Annotated in this window: 19 protein-coding genes; 11 read left to right on the top strand and 8 right to left on the bottom strand. The window is 69.8% G+C overall.

Features of this window, described 5'->3' with window-relative positions:
- Positions 1 to 344 precede the first annotated feature (344 nt).
- Both nhaA and ACWGIU_RS04435 read left to right on the top strand, forming a co-directional pair.
- Positions 345 to 1,652 (top strand): Na+/H+ antiporter NhaA, encoded by a 1,308-nt coding sequence (gene nhaA, locus ACWGIU_RS04440; protein WP_453702316.1) that lies wholly within the window; start codon positions 345 to 347, stop codon positions 1,650 to 1,652.
- A 21-nt stretch (positions 1,653 to 1,673) separates the two neighbouring features.
- Entirely contained in the window at positions 1,674 to 1,937 is a 264-nt protein-coding gene (locus tag ACWGIU_RS04435) for a hypothetical protein (protein ID WP_453702314.1), read from the top strand.
- A 132-nt stretch (positions 1,938 to 2,069) separates the two neighbouring features.
- Here ACWGIU_RS04435 and ACWGIU_RS04430 read toward each other — a convergent pair whose 3' ends face one another.
- On the bottom strand, positions 2,070 to 3,062 hold the full coding sequence (locus ACWGIU_RS04430; RefSeq protein WP_453702312.1) for a MerR family transcriptional regulator: 993 nt from the start codon (positions 3,060 to 3,062) through the stop codon (positions 2,070 to 2,072).
- 247 nt (positions 3,063 to 3,309) lie between these two features.
- On the opposite strand from ACWGIU_RS04430, the gene ACWGIU_RS04425 reads away from it, so the two are divergent.
- Complete coding sequence (locus ACWGIU_RS04425; RefSeq protein ID WP_453702310.1) at positions 3,310 to 4,953, top strand: carboxylesterase/lipase family protein; 1,644 nt, start codon at positions 3,310 to 3,312, stop codon at positions 4,951 to 4,953.
- Positions 4,954 to 5,043: 90 nt separating this feature from the next.
- Here the strand turns inward: ACWGIU_RS04425 and ACWGIU_RS04420 are convergent, their stop codons facing one another.
- Positions 5,044 to 6,537: a long-chain-fatty-acid--CoA ligase gene (locus ACWGIU_RS04420; RefSeq protein ID WP_453702308.1), complete on the bottom strand. Its 1,494-nt coding sequence runs from the start codon at positions 6,535 to 6,537 to the stop codon at positions 5,044 to 5,046.
- 431 nt (positions 6,538 to 6,968) lie between these two features.
- Between ACWGIU_RS04420 and ACWGIU_RS04415 the strand changes: the two genes are divergently transcribed.
- The 7 genes from ACWGIU_RS04415 (at position 6,969) to ACWGIU_RS04385 (ending at position 14,416) form a co-directional block, all read left to right on the top strand.
- On the top strand, positions 6,969 to 7,991 hold the full coding sequence (locus ACWGIU_RS04415) for an AraC family transcriptional regulator (protein WP_453702306.1): 1,023 nt from the start codon (positions 6,969 to 6,971) through the stop codon (positions 7,989 to 7,991).
- Between the two features lie 335 nt (positions 7,992 to 8,326).
- Entirely contained in the window at positions 8,327 to 9,379 is a 1,053-nt protein-coding gene (locus ACWGIU_RS04410) for a BKACE family enzyme (protein WP_328787448.1), read from the top strand.
- A 122-nt stretch (positions 9,380 to 9,501) separates the two neighbouring features.
- On the top strand, positions 9,502 to 10,476 hold the full coding sequence (locus ACWGIU_RS04405) for a quinone oxidoreductase family protein (protein ID WP_453702304.1): 975 nt from the start codon (positions 9,502 to 9,504) through the stop codon (positions 10,474 to 10,476).
- Positions 10,477 to 10,524: 48 nt separating this feature from the next.
- A complete protein-coding gene (locus ACWGIU_RS04400; RefSeq protein WP_453702302.1) occupies positions 10,525 to 11,439 on the top strand; it encodes a TauD/TfdA dioxygenase family protein in 915 nt (304 codons plus the stop codon).
- Between the two features lie 104 nt (positions 11,440 to 11,543).
- On the top strand, positions 11,544 to 12,830 hold the full coding sequence (locus ACWGIU_RS04395; protein WP_453702300.1) for an MFS transporter: 1,287 nt from the start codon (positions 11,544 to 11,546) through the stop codon (positions 12,828 to 12,830).
- Positions 12,827 to 13,411 (top strand): RBBP9/YdeN family alpha/beta hydrolase, encoded by a 585-nt coding sequence (locus tag ACWGIU_RS04390; RefSeq protein ID WP_453702298.1) that lies wholly within the window; start codon positions 12,827 to 12,829, stop codon positions 13,409 to 13,411. Before ACWGIU_RS04395 ends, ACWGIU_RS04390 begins: the two co-directional genes overlap by 4 nt.
- A gap of 267 nt (positions 13,412 to 13,678) precedes the next feature.
- On the top strand, positions 13,679 to 14,416 hold the full coding sequence (locus tag ACWGIU_RS04385; protein WP_453702296.1) for a VOC family protein: 738 nt from the start codon (positions 13,679 to 13,681) through the stop codon (positions 14,414 to 14,416).
- Between the two features lie 129 nt (positions 14,417 to 14,545).
- Here the strand turns inward: ACWGIU_RS04385 and ACWGIU_RS04380 are convergent, their stop codons facing one another.
- The 6 genes from ACWGIU_RS04380 to pflB form a co-directional block, all read right to left on the bottom strand.
- Positions 14,546 to 15,214: a hypothetical protein gene (locus ACWGIU_RS04380; protein ID WP_453702294.1), complete on the bottom strand. Its 669-nt coding sequence runs from the start codon at positions 15,212 to 15,214 to the stop codon at positions 14,546 to 14,548.
- A 330-nt stretch (positions 15,215 to 15,544) separates the two neighbouring features.
- Positions 15,545 to 16,990: an oxygenase MpaB family protein gene (locus ACWGIU_RS04375; RefSeq protein ID WP_453702292.1), complete on the bottom strand. Its 1,446-nt coding sequence runs from the start codon at positions 16,988 to 16,990 to the stop codon at positions 15,545 to 15,547.
- 562 nt (positions 16,991 to 17,552) lie between these two features.
- Positions 17,553 to 17,828, bottom strand: a complete 276-nt coding sequence (locus tag ACWGIU_RS04370; protein ID WP_453702290.1) for a hypothetical protein — start codon at positions 17,826 to 17,828, stop codon at positions 17,553 to 17,555.
- Positions 17,825 to 18,730, bottom strand: coding sequence for a universal stress protein (locus tag ACWGIU_RS04365; RefSeq protein WP_453702288.1), 906 nt, complete (start codon positions 18,728 to 18,730; stop codon positions 17,825 to 17,827). The genes ACWGIU_RS04370 and ACWGIU_RS04365 overlap by 4 nt, the downstream gene beginning before the upstream one ends.
- A 248-nt stretch (positions 18,731 to 18,978) precedes the next feature.
- Positions 18,979 to 19,707: a pyruvate formate-lyase-activating protein gene (gene pflA / locus ACWGIU_RS04360; protein ID WP_453702286.1), complete on the bottom strand. Its 729-nt coding sequence runs from the start codon at positions 19,705 to 19,707 to the stop codon at positions 18,979 to 18,981.
- The gene (gene pflB / locus ACWGIU_RS04355; RefSeq protein WP_453702284.1) at positions 19,704 to 21,971 is read right to left on the bottom strand and encodes a formate C-acetyltransferase; all 2,268 of its coding nucleotides are present in this window, start codon (positions 21,969 to 21,971) and stop codon (positions 19,704 to 19,706) included. The genes pflA and pflB overlap by 4 nt, the downstream gene beginning before the upstream one ends.
- A 493-nt stretch (positions 21,972 to 22,464) precedes the next feature.
- Between pflB and ACWGIU_RS04350 the strand changes: the two genes are divergently transcribed.
- The coding region (locus tag ACWGIU_RS04350; RefSeq protein ID WP_453702283.1) for a universal stress protein at positions 22,465 to 22,759 on the top strand (295 nt) is incomplete at its 3' end.

Here is a 22,759-nt window from a genome sequence, read left to right as displayed (position 1 = left end):
CGCCGCACAACGCGTTGCCAGGCTGTCCACCAGGCTATCGGCGCAGCTCCCGGCCCACTGGCCGGCGACCAGGCGCCGGTGAAGACCACCGTCTGACCGCCGCCGCGGCCCGGATCCTGAGCGGGCTCGTGCACACCTCACGCCTTGGTGCGTACGAGCCCGCTCGCATGCGTTCTTGCAGGTGAGAAGCCCACTAGCAGGATCCGGACATCTCCCCTAGGGTGTAAAGAACGCGTCAATGGGGTGGCTGAGCCGCCCGCGACGCGCGGTGTGCCGGGAAGTCTGGTCGGCGTCCTAGGGGCCGTATGCCCTTCTCCAGTCGACGCCCCGGAAGGCCCTTCACCATGAGCAGCCCGCGCCCTCGCATCGTCTTCGGCCTCGTGCCGTGGCCCGAGCGCCAGGCCATCGCCTCCGTCCTGCGCACCGAGACCGTCGGCGGCCTGGTCCTCCTCGCCGCAGCCGTCATCGCACTGATCTGGGCGAACAGCCCGCTCAGCGGGACGTACGAGGCGATACGCGACTTCCGCTTCGGCATACCCGCCCTCGGCCTGGAACTCTCCGTCGGCCACTGGACCGCCGACGGCCTCCTCGCGGTCTTCTTCCTCGTGGCGGGCATCGAGCTGAAGCGGGAACTGGTCGTCGGCGAGCTGCGCACCCCCGCCACCGCCGCCCTCCCGGTCATCGCCGCGGTGTGCGGCATGGCGGTACCGGCCGCCCTGTACGCCATGACCGCGGGCCCCGGCGGCGGCAGCCTCGACGGCTGGGCCGTCCCCATGGCCACCGACATCGCCTTCGCGCTGGCCGTCCTCGCCGTCATCTCCACGCACCTGCCCGCCGCGCTGCGCGCCTTCCTCCTCACCCTCGCTGTGGTCGACGACCTCGGCGCCATCCTCATCATCGCGGTCTTCTTCACCAGCGACCTGAACCTCTGGGCCCTCGGCGGGGCCTTCGCCGGACTCGCCCTCTTCTACCTCCTCCAGCGACTCCGCGTCCGCGGCTGGTGGTGGTACGTGCCCCTCGGCATCGCGATCTGGGCCCTCATGTACAACGGCGGGGTCCACGCCACCGTCGCCGGCGTCGCCATGGGACTCATCCTGCGCACCACCCGCGACAAGGGTGAGACCGTCTCCCCCGCATCCCGGGTCGCGCACCTGATGCACCCCTTCTCCGCCGGTGTCGCGGTGCCGCTCTTCGCCCTCTTCGCCGCCGGCGTCAGCATCTCCGGTCCCGCCCTGGCACAGGTGTTCACCAGCCCCGAACCGCTCGGCGTCGTCGTCGGCCTCGTCGTCGGCAAGGTCATCGGGATCTTCCTCGGCACCTACCTGGCCGCCCGCTTCACCAAGGCGGAACTCAACCCCGACCTGGCCTGGGCCGACGTCCTGGGCCTGTCCGTCCTCGCCGGCATCGGCTTCACCGTGGCCCTCCTCATCGGCGAACTCGCCTTCCCCGGACTAGCAGTCGGCGAGCACGTCAAGGCAGCCGTCCTGCTCGCCTCCGTCACCGCCGCGGTCCTGGCCGCCGTACTGCTGCGCCGCCGCAACGCCCTCTACAAGCGCCTGTACGAGGAGGAGAACGCCGACGCGGACGCCGACGGCATCCCCGACATCTACCAGCGCGGCGAAGTTGACCAGCCCGCCGCTCAGCACAACTGACCTCACCGGAGGCACGGCACCATGGCGATCACCCTGCTCAGCATCGCCATGGTGGTGGCTGCCCTCGTCATCAGGACGGCAGTCGCCGAAATGCGCCGCCCCGGCAGCGGACGCCGCCAGTGGAAGTTCCTCACCGACCCCCGGGCCCTCGCCAACGGAGCCCTCACCGCCCTGCTTCTCGGGCCCCTCGGCTGGGCAACCGCCGGACCCGTCGCAGCGGCCTGGGCCGTGCTCGCCGGCGCGCTCGTCGCCTATGTGACCGGTAGCGGCGAGAAGGAGGACTGACCGGGGCCGTCACACCCGGGTCCGGGCGTGGACATGGGGCACTCCCGACGTGTCTGCGTGAGCGGCGCTCACGCAACGAGAGAGGCACGCCCGGTCTTGAGTTGGCCGAGCCGCATGCCGAGGGCCGCTCGCTCATCCACCGCACTTCGGTTCCGCCGCCGGGTTCGCGGTGGTGATCAAAGCCCTGCAGCTCGGTCCCCTCGACGCCGAAGTCCCGTTCTCGGCCATCGAGATCGCCAGTCCGTCGGTCAGCCATCGGTGAGCCACCGTCATGTTCAGCACGCGGCCGCCGGTGGCGGTGCCGACAAGGGCCCAATACCGTTCCAGGCGGGGGTCGAAGCCGGATGACCTCGACACCAGCCCGTGCAGGTACGCACGGAAGGCGGGGGTGTCCGACTCCCGCCGGGCTCGTGCGTGGGCGGATACGAACGCGTTCACCGCATCCCCGGCGCCGGGCGGGAGACCCTGGGCCAAGGCGGCGGTCGTCAGAACGGCCGCATCGTCGATCTCCCCGTAGAAGGCCGGGGCGTCCCTCATCTCTTCGTCGTGGTCCTGGGTCCAGCGGGTGAAACTCGGCGTGGCGATGAGCAGATGAAGCTCTGCGTAGGCCAGGGCCGAACGGGGGTCGGGTTCCTCCGGTGGGGCGGGTGACAGCATGGCGATCATGATGTCGAGCCGTCGCTTGGGCATGGTCGCGGACAGCTCGCGATACCAGTGATCCGTGAGAGTGCGGTGCGCCTGTGGGAGCCGCTGCACGCGGGAGAGGATCTCCAGACGCCGGAGCCGCTCCTCGCTCGTGCAGTCGTCCAGGGCCTGGAGCGTTGCCTGGCGCCACCGCAGTTCGGTCAGTCGTTCCTGCACCACTTCGAGCTCGGTCGCCACCAGTGCACCGAGGGAGCACTCACCGGTGACCACTTGCGTGATCGTCGCGATCGGGGTGTCCAGCGCCCGTAGACGTCTGATGAGGCGGATCCGCTCCCACGCCTCAGGACCGTAGCGCCGATGGCCACCGGCGCTACGGCCGGCCACGGGCAGCAGACCGCTGTCGGAGTAGTAGCGGAGGGTCTTCACCGGAACCTCCGTTCCGGCCGCGAGTTCACCGATGCTCCACGTGTCTTGCGTCACAGCCTCTTGAACCTCCAGCGCGCGGGAGGTCCTAGCGTATGGAGCACTGACCGCGTCGGTCCGCACCAGCCCCCCTCCACCGCTCAGGCCTCGTTCCGGCCCGAGCGGCCTCGTGCGGACTCCTGCGGCGTCGTCCGATCCCGTCCCCGACCAAGAACGGTGGGTACGAATGTCCCCGTCCATGTTGCCGTCCATGTCCCCGTCCATGACAGCACCGCGTCCATGCCGAAGAGCCAGGATCCGTGGGGTGCTCTTCCCCGTGCTCTGGGCGGTGGCACTGCTCACCGCCACCGCCACCGCCGTGCCGGCGACCGCCGCACCACCCGGTTCCCCGCATTCCGCGAGGCCGAGCGGTACCGTCGTACGAACCGACCACGGCCTGGTACGCGGTGCGTCACACGGCTCGTACACCACCTTCGACGGCATTCCCTACGCCGCGCCTCCGACGGGACCGCTGCGCTGGCGCGCTCCCGTGCCGGCCGCCACGTGGCACGGTGTCCGGGATGCGACGACGGCGGCTCAACGCTGCGTCCAGATGCCGACACCAGGTGCGAGCGCGGTCCTCGGATCGGAGGACTGCCTCTACCTCAACGTCACCGTGCCGACGTCCGAGCCCGCCGGACGGAAGCGGCCCGTGCTGGTGTGGATGCACGGCGGTGCGTTCCTGGGCGGTTCCGGCAGTGACTACAGCGCCGAACAGCTGGCGGTCCGGGGTGACACGGTCGTCGTGACGGTCAACTACCGGTTGGGGATCTTCGGTTACTTCGGCCACCCCGGGTTGGGCTCCGCCCCTCCGTTCGGCCTGGCGGACCAACAGGCCGCCCTGCGCTGGGTGCGTGCGAACGCGGAGCGCTTCGGCGGTGATCCGCGCAGTGTCACGCTGTTCGGTGAGTCCGCCGGCGCCCTCGGCATCTGTGCACACCTCACCTCGCCGACGGCCGTCGGACTCTTCCAGCGGGCCGTACTCCAGAGCGGTTCCTGCCTCATGTCCTTCCCGCGAGGCGCTCTCGGACCCGGTACACCGGCGTACGAGCCGTTCGCCTCACAGCACGATGTCCAGACGGCCGGTGCGGAAGCCGCCCGGCAACTGGGCTGCCCGGCAGGCGGCGGAGGCGAGGTGCTGGCGTGCCTGCGCGGGCAGAGCACGGATCGTCTCGCCACCGCGCAGCTGATGCAGTCCTTCAACCGGCCCGCTTTCGGCAATGCGCTGCTGCCCGTGGCACCGGACCAGGCGTTGGCATCGGGACGCTTCCACCGTGTGCCGGTCATCCTGGGCACCAACCACGATGAGATGCGGATGTTCGTCGGCCTGACGCTCGGCGCGTTCCCGATCCGCACCGACAGCGACTACCGCGCCCGTCTGGTGGACGCCTTCGGGCTCGCTGCCCCGGCCGTCGAGGCACAGTATCCGGCAGCACACCACCCCACGCCCGCACTGGCCTGGGCCACGGTGCTGACCGATCGGTCCCTCGCGTGCACCACGCTGGCAGCCGGCCGGGCCATCGCCGCTCATGCCCCTGGCCTCCCCGTCTTCGGCTACGAGTTCAGCGATCCGGACGCTCCGGTCCTGGCCGGTCTGCCGGCGAACCCCGGCTTCCCCTACGGTGCGGCGCACGGCTTCGAGATGCCGTTCCTGTTCTCCTCGCTCCCCACCGAGCGACCGCTGACCGACGCACAGCGCTCCCTGTCGGACCGGATGGTCGACTACTGGACGACCTTCGCGCGCACCGGCAACCCGAACGCCTCCGACGCACCGCTCTGGCCTCTCCTCCACCCTTCGTCACCTCTCGCGCGATCGGTGCAGTCGTTGTCTCCCGGAGCAGGCGGCATCCACCCCGTCGATGCGCATTCCGCACACCACTGCTCGTTCTGGGACCGCCTGCCTCAGTGAGCACCGGGGCGTACAGGATCAGGACCTGTGCTCCGCCGGATCCCCGTGCCGCCGCCGACCGGCTGCGCCGACGGCCCCTGCACGCTTCGCTCAGCGACCGGGGACCACGATCTCGCGCTTGAGGATCTTCCCCGTGGGGCCCTTGGGGAGCTCGGCCGTGAAAGTGACGATCCGGGGGTACTTGTACGCCGCCACCCGGTCCTTCACGTACTCCCGGATCTCCTCTGCCGTGGCCTCGGCACCGGGCCGGAGCACGATCACCGCTGCGATCTCCTCGCCGTGGAACGAGTGCGGCACGCCCAAGACGGCGGCTTCGGCGACGGCCGGGTGCTCGTACAGCACCTCCTCGACTTCACGCGGGTACACGTTGTAGCCACCTCGGATGATCAGATCCTTCTTGCGGTCGACGATGAAGTAGAAGCCGTCCTCGTCGGCACGCGCCAGATCACCGCTGTGGAACCATCCGTCGCGGACCGCCTCCGCCGTGGCCTCGGGGCGGTTCCAGTAGCCCGTCATGAGGTTCTCGCCGCGGATCGCGATCTCGCCGACCTCTCCCGAGGGCACCGGGCCGCCGCCCTCGGCGACGAGCTTCATCTCGACTCCGCGGACGGGCTGTCCGATCGAGCCGGCCTTGCGCGGGCGGTCGGGGTGGTTGAAGGCGGCGACCGGTGCGGTCTCGGAGAGTCCGTATCCCTCAAGGACGGTGACACCGAAGCGCCGCTCGAAACCGTGCAGCACCTCGACCGGAAGCGAGGCGCCGCCCGAGACGGCCAGGCGGAGCCCGTGGGCTCTGAAGCCTCCGGGGAGCTCGGCATGGAGCAGCGCCGCGTACATCGTCGGCACGCCGAGGAACACGGTGACGCCGTCTCGGGCCATGATCTCCAGGGCGCGCCGCGGCTCGAACCGTGGCAACAGGGTCAGTGTGGCGCCGGCGGCGACGGCCGTGTTCAGCGCACAGGTCTGGCCGAAGGCATGGAAGAGGGGCAGGCCACCGAAGAGCACATCGTCCGGTCCTACCTGGAGCAGCGTCTCGGCCGCGGTGGCGGTGTTGGTGGCCAGGTTCCGGTGGGAGAGTTCGGCCCCCTTCGGCGTCCCGGTCGTGCCCGAGGTGTAGAGGATGAGAGCCGGGTCGTCATCGGTACGGTCGACGACGCCGGGCACCGGTTCGTGGGCACGCAGCATGTCGTCGAAGTGCACGGGCTCGGTCACCAGGCATTCGGTTCCGGTCTCGGCGGCGGCCTTCGTGACCTCGTCCGCGAACAGAGGGGACACCAGCGCGATCCGTGCGCCGCAGTCGCGCAGGGTGAAGGCCACCTCACGGGCCTTGAGCAGCGGATTCATCGGCACGACCACGCCGCCGGCCCGCAGGATGCCGTAGTAGAGGACCGGGAACAGCGGCACGTTGGGCATGGTCAGCGCGATGCGGTCGCCGGGCTGGACGCCGCGGCCGCGCAGGAGGGCGGCGACCCTGGCGCTCGCGTCGTCCAACTGGGCGTAGGTGAGCGTACTGCCGTCGTGACGGACGGCGATGCGATCGCCCTGGGCCGCGGCGGAGTCCACGAGGAACGTGGCGAGGTTGGTCATGTCGGCAATCTCCTTGGGTTCGTCCCGGCCTGCGACGATGCAGCCCGAGGGCGGATCACGTCACGAGGGGTGACCCCGTCGCGAGCGCGGTCGATACCGGTGCCGTGCGACCGGGCCTGCCAGAGCCGCGGCGATGGCGCGTGAGCCCCGGGCCGGTCGTGGTCCTCGGAGTCGGCTCCCGCGTGCGTGACCGTGTGGGTGTTCCGCCCCCGCTGCGGCGACGGGCCCGAGCAGGGCGGGTGCAGCGGCTGCCCGCGCCCGACACACCGTTCATGTCCGCCTCCGTGCCCTCGTAAGTTCGCCGGCCCGGGGCGCCATACGAGCGGACCGGACCGGTGAACGACGCCATGCTAGGTTGCCCACTCAACGCCGTGCTTGTCCTGGCGTGACATGAGACTTTTCTTTTCGGGACAGTCTTGGAGCGTGCTCACATGAGGCCCCTGGTCCGCACCGCAGCCCTCAGCGGCTACGTCGAGCTGTGCCGATCGCTCGGTATCGACCCTCAGCCGCTGATGAAGCGCGTGGGTCTGGACACGGCCGCCCTTGCGGTCCAGGACCGGTGGATCTCCGGCTCCGGCGCGGTCCAGGTGCTGGAACTGTCGGCCTCCGCCACAGGTCACGAGGACTTCGGACTGCTCATGGCGGAGTTCCGGCGTTTCTCCAACCTCGGCCCCATCAGTCTGGTCGTCCGCGAGGAACCCGATGTACGGAGCGCACTGGGGCTGTTGATCCGCCACCAGCACATGTACAACGAGGTCCTGGACACGCGGCTCTCGGAGGGGGACGGGCTGGCCACGTTGAAGGTCGACCTGCGTCTCGGCGAAGCGATGGACACCCGGCAGGCCACGGAGCTGGCCGTCGCCGCCTACCACCGGATCCTGCGCGATTTCCTGCACCCCCGGTGGCAGCCGCTCTCCGTATGGTTCAGGCACCCTGCGCCGGCGGACGTCTCGACGCACCGGCGCGTGTTCGGCCCCATCGTGGAGTTCGACCGCGAGTTCGACGGCATCGTCTTCTACGCGGGCGATCTCGACGCGCCCAACGCCATGGCGGATCCGCTGCTGCGCGAGTACGCCCACCGGTACTTCGAGGCGATCAGCGTGCCCAGGGACACCACCGCCGCGGACCGGGTTCGCGAGCTGATCGAGGTCCTGCTGCCGACCGGGCGCTGCTCGATCGAGCAGGTCGCCCGTAGCCTGGGCGTCGACCGGCGGACCGTCCACCGTCACCTGGCCTCCTCGGGCGAGACGTTCTCCTCGCTCCTGGGCGCCACCCGTCGGCACCTCGCGGAGCAGTTCGTCGCGAACCCGCGACGCTCACTCACGGAGATCTCCGACCTGCTGGGCTTCTCGTCGCTGAGCGGCTTCTCGCGCTGGTTCCACGAGCAGTTCGGGTGCAGCCCCAGGGCATGGCGCGGCGCCAGGAGCCGACACCGCCTCCCCGGCCAGGACTGACACCGCGGGGCGGACCGGCTTGGCCGAGCTCGACCGAGCCCACTGGGCGCGGCCCACCGGTGGTGTCCCCAAATGACAAATTTTCTGTCCCCGAGGGTGAAGCGATCACGGTTTCCCGCCCCTACCTTGGCACCACCGCGGAGACGCGGTCGGCCGCCGGACGGGAGTGGGTTCCCCTGTGCACGCTTCCTCCGGACCGGTCGATCGTACGAGGGCCGCCATGCGCCCACTGTCCCCGGTGACCCGCACCCATCCTCGCCGGACATCCCAGCCCTCGCATCGCACGAGGCGACGCTTCCGGCGAGTGATCACCGATCGCACGAAGGAGACGGACCGTGCATTTCCACGACGACTCACTCTTCCCGGAGAACCAGGAGAAGCTGGTGATCCAGGCCGCTCCCTACGGGCCGGAGTGGCTGCCCGGGGACGCCGACGACCTCCCCCTGACGATGGACGAGCACGTGCAGGCTGCCGTCGACTGCTACAACGCCGGGGCCACCGTGCTCCACATCCACGTACGGGAGCTCGACGGCAAGGGCTCCAAGCGGATGTCGATGTTCAACGAGCTGCTGGGCCGACTGCGTCAGGCCGTGCCGGACATGGTCCTGCAGATCGGCGGCTCGATCTCGTTCGCTCCGGAGGACGAGGGCAGCGAGGCGAAGTGGCTGAGCTACGACACCCGCCACCTGCTGGCCGACCTCGACCCCGCGCCGGACCAGGTGACGATCGCGATCAACACCAGCCAGATGAACATCGTCGAGATCATGACCGATGACGACCTGGCAGGCACTTCGATCGCGAAGCCCGAGTACTACAAGGCCTACCGCGACATGGTCGTCGAGGCGGGCCCCGATTTCTACCTGGAGCACCTGGAGCGCCTGCGCGAGAACGGCATCCAGCCGCACTTCCAGCTCGCCACGCTGGCTCAGCTCGAAACCGTGGAGCGACTCATCCGAGCCGGCGTCCACACCGGCCCGCTGATCCTCAACTACGTTGCCATAGGCGGCGGTTTCGCGGGCCGGCACCCGGCAGACCTGATCGAGTTCGTCCGTCGCACCCCGGACGGGGCCGTCCTCACCATCGAGAGTTCCATGCGCGCGGTGGCGCCGATGAACGCGATCGGTATCGCGCTCGGTGTGCACGTGCGCGTGGGCAACGAGGACAACCTGTGGCGGCGCAAGGGCGAGCGCATGACCACGGTCGAGCAGATCGAGCAGATGGTGCAGATCTCCGAGGCGCTCGGCCGCGACATCGCGACGGGCGCCGAGGCCAAGAAGATCTACAAGCTGGGCGAGTACTACTCCGGGACCGACGAGACGCTGGCCCGGCTCGGCATGGTGCCGAACCGCCGTCCCGGTCAGCGCGGCCCCATGCTGCGCGTCGTCTGATCGCGGCACCGGAGCACCGCGCTTCCGCGCGTCCGCGCGACACCACGGGGCTGCCGGGACCACACCCCCGGCGCCGGCGGCCCCTTCCTCTCCTCCCCCTCCCACGGACAACGGAGCAACCCATGGCTCACGCCATTCGTTTCAAGGAGACCGGCGGTCCCGACGTCCTGCTCCGGGAAGAGATCACCGTCGGCGATCCCGGACCGGGCGAGGTACGGATCCGGCACGAAGCCGTCGGACTCAACTTCGCCGACACCTACTTCCGCAGCGGCCTGTATCCCGCACCGTTGCCCGCCGGGCTGGGCGTCGAGGCCGCAGGGGTGGTCCAGGCGGTGGGCGGAGGCGTCACCCATGTCACCGAGGGCGACCGGGTCACGTACACCGGAAGCCCGCTGGGTGCCTACAGCACAGAACGGGTCATGCCCGCCGACTCCCTGATCCGGCTGCCGGACGGCATCCCCTTCGAGACCGCCGCCGCGATGACCATGCGCGGCCTCACCTCCGCCTACCTGTTGCGCAGGATCCACCCGCTGAAGGCCGGCGACACGATCCTGCTGACCGCGGCGGCGGGTGGGGTCGGCCTCATCGTCTGCCAGTGGGCCAAGCTGCTCGGGCTGACCGTCATCGGCACCGTCTCCACCGAGGAGAAGGCAGAGCTCGCCCGAGCCCACGGCTGCGACCACGTCATCCACCGCCGGCGCGAGAATGTGGCCGAGCGCGTGCGCGAGCTGACGGACGGCGCCGGCGTCCCGGTCGCCTTCGACAGCATCGGCAAGGCCACCTACGCCGCTTCGCTGGCCTCGCTACGGCGCCGCGGCCTGCTGGTCTGCTTCGGTACGGCGTCCGGGCCGGTCCCGCCCATCGACGCCATGCAACTGGCGGTCAACGGCTCCCTGTTCGTGACGCGACCGGCTCTCGCGGACTACATCGCCGACCCGGCGGAGCGAGCGGCGCTGGCGGGCGAGCTCTTCGACCACGTCGCCTCCGGACGGATCGCCATCGAGATCAACCAGCGCTACGCGCTCGACGACGCCGTGCGGGCGCATCGCGAGCTGGAGTCGGGACGGACCACGGGATCGTCCGTCTTCGTCCTCTGAGTCATCGCCGGATCCCGCGCATCTCCACCCTCTCCAGGAGGAAGCACCATGGAAAAGACTGTCGCTTCGCCGGAAGGCGCGGCCGCCCCGGTACGCGCCCACTCCCGCGGCTCGATCAGGGTCGAGCCGCTGACCTGCACCATCGGCGCCGAACTCTCCGGAGTGAACCTCGCCGACGCCGTACGGGACGACGAGCTGTTCGCCGAGATCAAGGCCCTGCTCCTGCAGTACAAGGTGCTGTTCCTGCGGGAGCAGGACATCACGCGGGCCGAACACGTCGCCTTCGCCGAGCGCTTCGGCCCGCTGGAGGACCACCCGGTCGCCGGCAGCGACCCCGGCAACCCCGGCCTGGTAAGGATCTACAAGGATCTGGGCAGCGCGCCGGAGCACTACGAGAACGCGCTGCACACCGACGCCACCTGGCGCGAGAACCCGCCCATGGGCGCCGTGCTGCGCTGCGTCGAGTCGCCCCCGGTGGGCGGTGACACGATCTGGGTCAACATGGCCGAGGCCCACCGCCGGCTGCCGGAGCACGTCAAGAACCAGATCCAGGGGCTGCGGGCCCGGCACAGCATCGAGGCCACCTTCGGCGCCGCCATGCCGCAGGAGAAGCGTCACGCGCTGGGAGCGCAGTTCCCCGACGCCGAGCACCCGGTGGTGCGCACCCACCCCGAGACGGGCGAACAGATCCTCTTCGTCAACGCCTTCACCACGCACTTCGTCAACTACCACACACCCGGGAACGTGCGCTTCGGGCAGGACTTCTCCCCCGGCGCGAGCCTCCTGCTGAACTACCTGATCAGCCAGGCAGCCGTCCCCGAGTACCAGGTGCGCTGGCGGTGGACGCCGAACAGCGTCGCCATCTGGGACAACCGCTCCACCCAGCACTACGCCGTCCAGGACTACTGGCCCGCCGTCCGCAAGATGGAGCGCGCCGGAATCGTCGGCGACAGACCGTTCTGACCCTTTCCTTTCCACCAAGAGCAGTTGAGGTGATGACAATGGGGTTTCTCACCACTGCGGAATCCGCCCCGGGCAGAACCGGTTCCGGTTCCTCGGAGTGGCCCGTGTCCCGGCGCTACGCCTGGGTGGTCTTCGTACTGAGTTTCGGACTTCTGCTCTCGGACTACATGTCCCGACAAGTCCTCAACGCCGTCTTCCCGATGCTGAAGGCCGACTGGCTGCTCTCCGACGCCCAACTGGGCTCTCTCAGCGGCATCGTGGCGCTGGCGGTCGGTCTGCTCACCCTCCCGCTCTCGCTGCTGGCCGACCGATGGGGCAGGGTGAGATCCCTGGTCATCGCGGCCACGATGTGGAGCCTGGCGACCCTGGGCTGTGCGGTGGCGGCGAGCTACGACCAGATGTTCACCGGCCGGCTCTTCGTCGGCATCGGTGAGGCCGCTTACGGCAGTGTCGGCATCGCCGTGGTCCTCAGCGTCTTCCCGCGCGCCCTGCGGGCGACGCTCTCGGGGGCCTTCATCGCCGGCGGGGCCTTCGGCTCGGTCCTGGGCATATCCATCGGCGGCGCCGTGGCCCAGGCGTACGGCTGGCGCTGGGCGTTCGGCGTGATGGGTGTCTTCGGCCTGGTGCTCGCGGGCATCTACGCGGTACTGGTCAAGGAGAAGCGCTTGGCCCCGCGCCAGGATCCGGCGGCGGGCGGCGGGGCCGGCACGGAGGAACGCGACCGTCTCCGCGTGCTCCTCCCGCGGCTGTTCTCCTCCGTCTCGGTGGTCAGCGCCTACATCGGCAGCGGTCTGCAGCTGTTCATCGCGGGCGCCCTGATCGCCTGGCTGCCCAGCTACTTCAACCGCTACTACGACATGCCCACCGCGAAGGCCGGAGCGACCGCGGGGCTCTTCGCCCTGATGACAGGAATCGGCATGATCGCCGGCGGCATCGCCTCGGACCGGATCAGCCGGCGCGCCCCGATCCGCAAGTGGGCCGTCGCCATCAGCTGCAGCGTGGGCTCCCTCGTCCTGCTGATGACCGCGTTCCGCCTGCCGGCCGGCCCCGTACAGCTGCTGATCCTGGGGTTGGGAGCCCTGCTGTGCGCCGGAACGGCCGGGCCGGGGGCCGCCATGGTGGCGAACCTGACTCCCCCCGCCATCGCCGCGACGGCGTTCGCCACGCTCACGCTGGCCCAGAGCCTCCTCGGACTCGCCCCCGGCCCCGCGGTCACGGGGATGCTCGCGGACCGGTTCGGTCTGCTGGGCGCGTTCCAGCTCGTCCCGCTCGTGGCGATCGGGGCCACCGCGGCCTTCCTGATCGGCCGCCACTCCTACGACCGTGACGTGCACCGTCTGACCGGGGTCGCACCGGTGGCGGAGCCGCAGAAGACGGAGGTGTCCTCATGAGCGGTACCCCCGAGCCGGTGGTCGTGATCGTCCCCGGCCTGCGCGACCACGTCGAGGAGCACTGGCAGACCCTGTTGGCGGACCGGCTCACGGAGGCCGGTCGCAGCGTCCGCACCGTTCCCCCACTGACGCAGGACGGACTGAGCTGCGAAGCCCGCGTCACCGCACTGGACAAGGTGATGGTGCAGATCGCGGGGCCCGTCGTCCTGGTAGCCCACAGCGCCGGTGTCGTCACCACCGTCCACTGGTCCCGGCGGCACCCGGCGCAGGTCCAGGTACAGGGGGCGCTGCTGGTGACCCCGCCGGACTTCGAGCAGCCGTTGCCGGAGGGCTACCCCACCACTGATGTGCTGGACGAGAACGGCTGGATCCCGGTGCCCCGCTCGCCGCTGCCCTTTCCCAGCATCGTCGCGGCCAGCTCGAACGACCCGCTGGGCGCCGTCGGGCGGGTTGCCGAGCTGGCCCGGAACTGGGGCGGCCGCCTCGTGGAACTGGGCGATGTCGGCCACCTCAACCCCACCTCAGGCCATGGTCCGTGGCCGAGGGCGGAGGAACTCCTCCGCGAGCTCGAACACAGCTGAACCCTGATCCCCGTGCAGCCCCCGCGAAGGACGACGATGCGGGGGCTGTACTTCTCCGGCCATGCCGAGCTGCGGCGCGCGGCAGCTTCTAAAGGGCTGTCCCGTAATCCCCGGTGGATCAGCGCACGGCGTCGGATGCGGTGCATCGCAAGGCGGAGGGGCGCCCCCATACTGGGCGTATTCGGGTGTTCCGACAATGCGGCGAGGTGCCGTAGCCGGCGTCGTGCGCCCGCCGGGGATTACGGGACAGCCCTTAGCCTCTCTGGCATGGCAACACGACTCGTGCAGATCAATATGAAGGCCCAGGACGACTCCGCGCTCGGCCGGTTCTGGGCGGAGGCACTCGGTTGGGGTGTCGACAGCGAGGGACCAGGCGTGACCAACCTCGAACCCGTGGGTTTCACGTACCCGGACCCCGTGGCCGTTTGCGTCGACATCGTCGCCCGACCGGAACCCAAAACGGTGAAGAACCGGGTGCACCTTGATCTGGCCACCACCTCGACCGCCCATCAGGCGGAGTTGGTCGCGCGCTTGAAGGGTCTCGGCGCGACGCTCGCCGACGTGGGGCAGGGCGACGTTCCCTGGACGGTCATGGCCGACCCGGAGGGCAACGAGTTCTGCGTCCTGGAGCCCCGCCCGGTCTACCGGGACACCGGGCCGATCGCCGCGGTGGTGGTCGACTGCACCGACCCACGGGGGATGGCCCGGTTCTGGGGCCAGGTGATGGACTGGGCGCTGCACGAGGTCACCGACGACCACGCGACCATGCGATCCGCCCAAGGTGTCGGACCCTACCTGGAGTTCCTCCGCACCCCCGACACCAAGCGTGTGTGGAACCGCGTCCACCTCGACGTCTGCCCCTACCCCGGTGACGACCTGGAAGCAGAGGAAGCCCGACTGCGCGACCTGGGCGCCACCGACCCTGGTATCGACCGGTCTTCGATCTCCTGGACGGTTCTGGCCGACCCGGAAGGCAACGAGTTCTGCCTCCTCACGCCTCGCTGACGGTCGCAGGCCGGGTGGTGTCCGGATCGGCCGGGGTCAGCTTCCGTCCTTGCGCCGCCTCCTCGGCCGGTCTGCCACCGGGCTCGGCGGGCGAGCCGAGATCAGAGGCCGGATCCGGGGAAGCCCGCCTCACCAAGGGGTCCGCACCCTGACGCCGAGGGCCCGGACGCGGTCCTGGGCCTGCGGGTCGAGCTTCAGCAGCAGGTCCTCGCCGACGACTCCGTCGCGCCGCCAAATGGTGCAGAGGGTCTCCAGACCCGCTTCGGCGACCTCCGGCTCCGCGTCGGCCGAGGTCTGCACCAGGGCTTCGACGACCGGCCTGCCCTGCAGTCCCGCGACCGCCCGTGCCATCCGGGCCCGCTGCTCCGCAGGGACGGCCGGGTCGGCGAGCGAGCGCAGCACGTCCGCCGTGTCGCGGGCGTCCTGGCAGGGCAGGACCCACACCAGGTACACGATCTGCACGCCGAGCACGATCAGGTACTGCAGTAGCACGAACCCGAACAGGGCCACGGGCAGCAGCAGAATCAGTGGCAGCACGATCAGCCAGCCGCCCGGGATCCGCGAAGCACCACCGGCCGGCGGCTCGAACCGCCGCTCGGCCAGCAGGACAAGGATGAACATGGTCACGAGCGTCAGGAGCGACCCTACGATCAGCCCCATCCCGAGCCCCGCGCCGAATGATGCCCAGAAGGGGCCGTCGCCCAGAACGGGCAGCACCAGGGCCGCGGCCACCCAGCCGAGAGCGGCGGTCATGACGTAGCGCTGTAGGCAGACCCACAGCCATCTTCCCGTACTCATGCCGGCGTCCTCTTCTCAGCACATCTTCGTCCAGGTGCCGGCAACCCATGCCCGGTCGTTGTCACGGCCCTTGGAGAAAAGGGTCGTTGAGACGTCGGGGCATCGTAGCCGCTGGTGTGGGCCACGCTGTCGTGGGCGATCCACAGCGCTTCCGGTGCTCCTGGTGCTGCACGACCTCCCCGTCCGGATACGCGTTGCCCGTGCGGCTCATGGACACGGAAATCCCTGGTGGGCGTGACGTTCGGCCAGTTGTCGACCGATCCGACCCGACCCGCATGACCGGCTGCACGCCGTGCACGCTCACCCGCAGGGTCTCCGGCACATCGCCCGCTATGGGCGTCCGAGGAGTTGGCTGCCGGCCGTGTTGTCGGAGCGGGCGGTGAAGTAGTCGGTGAAGGCCTGCACGAATTCGTCTTCCGTGATGCGTCCGTCTCCGTCGTGGTCGAGCTGGCGGAAGCCGTGGTTGAGTTCGGCGGGGTGAACGCGGGAGCCACCGAAGGCGGTTCGGTACTCATCGGCGCACAGGTGGCCGCTGCCGTCGGTGTCCACGGCGTGGAAGACCGCTCGCACCGCGACGTGCAATCCCTGTTCGAGGTAGGACGGCCCGGACTCGATACCGGTCAGCATGGCGGTGACGAACTCCTCGCAGGTCACCTGTCCGTCCCCATCGGCATCCATGCCGGTCCGCAGCTGCTGCCACCAGATCTCGAAGGCGGCGTAGACGGGAGCTTCGCATTCAGGGGAGAGTTCGAGCGGCCAGCACACGTTGTGCGCCATGGCCTGCATATCGGCCGAACCGATGCGGCCGTCGCCGGTCTGGTCCAGGACCTGGCGGAAGAAGGTCCGCAGACGCGCCGAACGGGAATCGGCACCCTTGCGGCGGCGTGGTGCGGGAAGCCGGACGGGGCTTGCCTCCGGGGCGGAAGGATCGTCGGTGGAGGTGGTGGGAGGCTGAGGGGTAGAGGGGACGCCGGCAAGGGGGGTGCGGTAGCGGCGGTGCTCGGGCAGGGCGTTCATCAGCACGCGCATGCCGCGGTGCAGGATGAAGGACAGCAGGGCCGCACGGCGGGTGCGGTGCAGGCCGAAGCGCTCACGGAAGGCTTCCGGGAGGTCCGCGATGGTCAGCGCGCCGATCGCGTGGGCGGCCACCGTGCGCACAAGCGGCCAGGCCGGCTTCAGGCGACCGAGGCGGCGGGGTGCGGGGGCTTCACGGAGCATGTCGAAGAGCAGGTAGCGCACGGGTTCGCTGTATTCGAGGCGCTCGCGAATCGTGCGGTCCCTGTACGCGGGCACGTCGGCGGCGGTGGCGGGGAACAGGTCGTCGGACAGGCCGAACTCGGTACACACGGCACGGAACTCCGCGTACATCTGATCCAGTTCAGGCGGCGTCATCGGGTGTCCCGACAGTTCCCGCATCGCCGTCATGCACTCGTACAAGGTCACCAACACCCAGACCCGCACCGCCGGGTCCAACGCTGTGAAGGGCCTGCCCTGCTCGTCGGTCCCCGTCAGACGGCGGTGCGTGCGCTCCAGACGGGCGACCTCCCGGCGCAGCCCTTCACGGTCCGAGAAGAACAGCCGCTTCCCGCTGTCCATGGTGTGCTCGATGCGCCGCCACGGGTGCGCGCGATAGGTGGAAAAGTTGGTCATGCCGGCGGCGACCGCCGGGTCCGCGGTCTGCAGAACCAGCAGCCGCCACGCCACCAGCCCGATCCGCCACTCCCCCAGGGTGCGGCGCAGCAGTGAATCAGGACCGGGAAGATCAGTGATAGCCAAGGGAAACGTCTCCTCAAGCATGTGCACGGAATGAGCAGGGGACGACCGGCAGAGGGATCATCCGGCTATCCGCCCACTCCAACGGCCCTCCACCGATCCGGGAGCGGCCAGATCCGCAGATTCACCCGTCCTGGAAACGCCTCAGGGCCCTGACGAGCGAACTGCCCGGTGAGTGCGGCGTCGGCCTCGGGTGTTCGCGGGCCCCTGTTGCTCACATGCCAGCGGTGCGGTGTTCACGGCACGATGCTGTGGTCGGGGGGTGAAAAGCGTGGTCAGGGCTGCGGCAAGCATGAGGGTGGCTGCGAAGGCGGTGCCGGCCCGGGTCAGGGTGCTGGGGAGACGTGGGACCTCGTCGCGGCCAAGCAGACGGGTCGGCCGCGACGAAGCTCCGGGCAGCACCGGCGGTGCCGAGCGACTCCACACTGTCCTCCATCACGCCACAGCCCCGGTCTCGGTCGTACCGCAGAGCGACGTCGCGGCTGACCACCGCCCCTGGGAGGAACCCATGCGCGTCGAACCCGGCCGGGTGTCACCACCGGCCGGGCTCGGCGGATGCCTGGCGCTACTGCGTTGCGCCTGTGTCTCGTTCGCCACGCCGGACGTCTTCCTCGCCCCACCGTTCCGCCTCTGAGGGGCCCTGGCCGGTGGTGGCACTCCGGCTCTCGTCGGCAGGGGGCAGATCCTGTTGACGGGCGGTGGTGAGGACGAGTCGAAGGCCCAGTCCGCGCTGCTCGGCCTCGGCTGCTGCCCGGGCCAAGCCCGCGTACCAGTTTTCCGCCGGGTCGATTCGGACGAGGATCTCGCCGGCTTCGGTGATGGCTGTTTCGGCGTTCGTCATGACGCCTCGCTCCTCTGCTCGTCGGCGTGCCGCGGGATCAGTTCGACGGGGCAGTGCGCATGGTGCAGCAGGCTGTGCGTCAGGTGCCCCAGGGTGCGCCCGAGGTAGCCGGGCGAACGGCGCCCACCCATGACCAGCAGATCGGCGTGGCGGGAGGCCTCCACCAGTACCCCGGCGACGGACAGACTCCTCTCCGCGTCCGCCTGGACCGTCAGCGAGGGGCACTCGGCCCGGATCTGCTCAGCTACGGCCTTCAAGCTCTGCCCGTGGTGGCCGGCGTCCTTGTTCTGGCCACCGACTGCTCCGGCCGCAGAGCCGACGGACCGCAGGACGCCCTGTACGTACAGCAGCCGCAGCGAGGCCTTGCGCAGCTCGGCTTCGCGCGCGGCGTGACGGACACCATCGAGATCGTGCTCGTCGCGCACGGCGGCCAGCACGACACCGTGCACGGCCTCGTACTCGCTCCCCCGCACGACGATCACGGGTGTACGAGCCTCCGCCGCGACCTTGAGGCCGACCGAGCCCAGGGTCAAGGAGCTGAATCCGCCCGGACCCCGGTTGCCGACGACGACGGTGCCGTGGCCGCTCGCGGCCCGGCGCAGGCTCATCGCAGGCCCGCTACGGCTGAACTCCGTCGTGACCGAGAGCGCGGGATGCCGGGCCTGCACGGCCTCGGCCGTAACGTCCAGCAGTGCACGCCCTGCGACACGGACCCTCTCCATGTCGTCGTCCGAAAGCTCGAGGACCCGGCCGTCGACATCGGACCCGTACACGATGTGCAGGGGGCGCCGACGCCGAGCAGCCACGTCCGAAGCCCAGAGCGCCGCCCACCGGGCGGGCTCGGACCCATCGACGCCGACGATGACCGATCCGAGGTCCGGACTTCCGCTGTTGCTTTCCATAGCTCCTCCTGGCCGACCGCTCTTGGGGGCAACTCCACGCTGACACCTCAGCGCCGGACAGAAGAGGGTCCCTGGGTACCTCTTCGGGGCCGATGGTCCCCGAAGAGCGTGCGTGGCGTCGGGGCGGACTGGAAGGAGAGCGGGAGAACTGCACGGCTGTGGGACTGGGCGCCACACTGCCGTACAGAGTGATGGATCTTCGTCTCGGCCGCAGTGGCCCACCGGCAAGGATGTACATCCGGGCTGGTTCAGCGTGCCGGCAAGCCGTGCGCCCGGAACTGGTCGCGAACGCGCTCGACCAGTGCGGCGTCGGGAACGGGGTTGTCTCGGAGCGGGAAGGGTATGCCGAGCGAGTCGTACTTGTGGGCACCGAGTTTGTGGAAAGGCAGGATGTCGACGCGGTCGACGTTGTCCATTTCCGCGAGGAGGCGGCCCAGCCCATCGACGGCAGCGGGATCGTCGGTCCAACCGGGGACCAGGACGTAGCGGATCCAGGTGCGGACGCCGAGACGGTTCAGCCGGGTGGCAAACCTGAGGGTGGGCGGGAGGTGACCGCCGGTCAGGCGCCGGTAGACGCCGGCGTCGAAGGACTTGATGTCGAGCAGGACCAGGTCCGTATCGGCCAGGAGCGCGTCGTCGGCGCGCGTGCCGAGGGCGCCGGAGGTGTCCAGTGCGGTGTGCAGGCCGAGCTCCTTGCAGCGTCGGAACACCTCGGCGGTGAACGCCGACTGGAGCAGAGGTTCGCCTCCGGTCAGCGTCACTCCTCCACCGGCCAGGTCGGTGAACTCCCGGTACCGCTCGATGCGCCCGACCACTTCGTCCACGGTGACCGGCTGCCCGTCGCGCATGTGCCAGGTGTCGGGGTTGGCGCAGTACAGGCAGCGCAGCTGACAGCCACTGAGGAAGAGAACGAACCGGGTGCCGGGCCCGTCGACCCCGGTGGACAGGTCCCAGGAGTGGATGCGACCCGTGGTCATCGCGCACCGTGGAACGTACGGTCGATGACGTCGAGTTGCTGCTCGCGTGTGAGGCGGACGAAGTTGACGGCGTAGCCGGAGACGCGGATGGTGAGGTCCGGGTAGTTGTCCGGGTGTTCCATGGCGTCCTCGAGCGTGGCGCGGTCGAGGACGTTGACGTTCATGTGGAAGCCGCCTGCGGCGGTGTAGGCGTCGAGGATTCCGACGAGGTGCCCCGCACGTTCGGCCGGATCGTGCCCCAGGCCCTCCGGGGTGATGGTGGACGTCAGGGAGATGCCGTCGCGGGCCTGGTCGTACGGGATCTTCGCGACCGACAGCGCCGATACCGCCATCCCGTGTCGGTCACGTCCGTTCATCGGGTTGGCGCCAGGCGCGAACGGCGTACCCGCACGGCGGCCGTCGGGGGTGTTGCCGGTGTGCGTGCCGTAGACGACGTTGGAGGTGATGGTGAGCACCGACTGTGTGTGCTCGGCACCCCGGTAAGCCGGGTGGCGGCGCACCTTGGTCATGAAGGAGCGGACCAGGTCGACCGCGATCCGGTCGGCGCGATCGTCATCGTTGCCGTATGCCGGGTAGTCGCCTTCGACGTGGTAGTCGACGGCGAGCCCGGTGGCATCCCGAATGACCCTGACACGGGCGTACTTGATGGCCGAGAGGCTGTCGGCCGCCACGGACAGCCCGGCGATGCCGCACGCCATCGTCCGGTGCACCGGGTGGTCGTGCAGGGCCATCTCGATGCGCTCGTAGGCGTACTTGTCGTGCATGTAGTGGATCACGTTGAGCGCGTTGACGTAGGTCGCGGCGAGCCAGTCCAGCATGCGGTCGTACGCGTCGGCCACATCGGCGTAGTCGAGCTGCTCGCCGGTCAGCGGGGCCGTCGCCGGGGCCACCTGCTCGCCGTTCATCTCGTCGCGGCCACCGTTGATGGCGTACAGCAGCGCCTTGGCCAGGTTCACACGGGCACCGAAGAATTGCATCTGCTTGCCCACCGCCATCGCGGAGACGCAGCAGGCGATCGCGGTGTCGTCGCCGGTGCGGGGACGAAGGAGGTCGTCGGACTCGTACTGGATGGAGCTGGTGTCGATGGACGTCTGGGCGCAGAACCGCTTGAAGCCCCCGGGCAGTCGTGGGGACCACAGCACGGTCAGGTTGGGCTCCGGGGCGGGGCCGAGGTTGTACAGGGTCTGGAGCAGGCGGAAGGAGGTGCGGGTGACCAGGGGGCGCCCGTCCTCTCCCATGCCGCCGATGGACTCGGTGACCCAGGTGGGGTCCCCGGAGAACAGCGCGTCGTACTCAGGTGTACGCAGGAACCGCACGATGCGCAGCTTGATCACGAAGTCGTCGATGAGTTCCTGGGCACGGCTTTCGTCGATGGTCCCCTCGTCGAGGTCACGCTGGAGGTAGACGTCCAGGAAGGTAGAGGTGCGGCCCAGGGACATCGCCGCGCCGTTCTGCTCCTTCACGGCGGCGAGGAAGCCGAGGTAGAGCCATTGGATGGCTTCGTGCGCCGTGGCTGCGGGCCGGGACACGTCACAGCCGTAAGAGGCAGCCATACGTTCCAGCTCGCCCAGTGCCCTGACCTGCTCGGCCAGTTCCTCGCGGTCGCGGATCACGTCGGCTGTGGACGGGGTCTCGTCCAGCCGGGCGCGCTCGGCGCGTTTGGCGTCGATCAGCCGGGTGGTTCCGTACAGCGCGACGCGGCGGTAGTCGCCGATGATGCGGCCTCGCCCATAGGCGTCCGGCAGACCGGTGACGATGCCGGCCCTGCGGGCGCACAGCATGTCGGGGGTGTAAGCGTCGAAGACACCGTCGTTGTGGGTCTTTCGGTACGTGCCGAAGATCTTGGTGACGAACGGATCAGGTTCGAAGCCGTACGCGCGCAGCGCGTTGTTCACCATCCGCAGCCCGCCGTTGGGCATGATGGCACGCTTCAGCGGAGCATCGGTTTGCAGCCCGACGATCAGCTCCTGGTCGCGATCGATGTAGCCGGGCGCGTGGGAGGTGATGGTGGACGGCGTGGCGGTGTCCACGTCGAGCACACCCTTGCGGCGCTCCTCCGGGAAAAGCGCGGTGACGGTCTTCCACACGGTGCGCGTGCGCTCAGTGGGAGGTACGAGGAATGCGGCATCGCCTTCGTAGGGCGTGTAGTTGGCCTGGATGAAAGAGCGGACGTCGATGTGCCGCTGCCACTCATCACCCGCGAAAGCCCGCCACGGGGTGACGCTGGGGCCGGTGTCGGCTGGGTGCTGGACGGTCACAGTCATGTCGTCATCTCCTGGGCCGGGACGGAGGCGAGGTGGCGATCGCCTGGACTCACTGCTGATGGTCCGCCTCGGCTGTGTCGCCCGGCCAGGGTCGAAGAGGCAGGAGGAGCCCGCTGACCGGCCCTGGTGAGCCGGGCGGAGAGGGCCCGTGGTCCCGGCGGTACGAGGGACCATGGGCCCTCCCGCAGAGCGTCACGGGTCAGACCCGGCAGCCGCGGCGGGTACGGGTCCATGACGGCGTGGCTGTCCGCGCCCCGGGCAGCACGGTGCGGGGCTACACGCTCGCGTCGGCGCCGTAGGCTCCTCCGGAGAACGGGGAAGGGCACTGCATCTCCACAGTGACCTGCCCACGAGCCGCCCGCAGAGGGGCCACAGGTCCCTGCTGCGGGTCCTGCAGGCCCCACAGGACCACCGCCGGGCGGCGGACAGGCATCGTGGCCGAACGGCGGGGACGCCGGGCCGGGGGCATCTGCCGGCGGTGCGCGTCTCGTCGATGCTCGAGCAGGCGAAGAAACATGCCGGCCGTCGACATCGGCGCGGCGGGCAGGTGCTGCTGTCGGCCGCGTCGAACGCGCAGTTGCTCGTGGTCGGCCGCCGGCCGTGCCGCACGCCCGTCGGTACCCGCATCGGGTCGGTCGCCCGGGCAGTGCTGCCCCACGTCCGCTGCCCCGTCGCCGTCGTGCCACACGCCGGCCGGCCCCGCCCCGCATCGCGTACGGCGCCGGCCGGCTTCTGCGGCAGACATGCGGAAGCGGCCCGGCACCGCGTCCGGGAAGGACGCCGGGCAG

The organism is Streptomyces sp. NPDC054840, from assembly GCF_053611065.1.
Note: the sequence above shows the minus strand (reverse complement) of the source record. Positions and strands in the feature narration are given on the sequence as shown.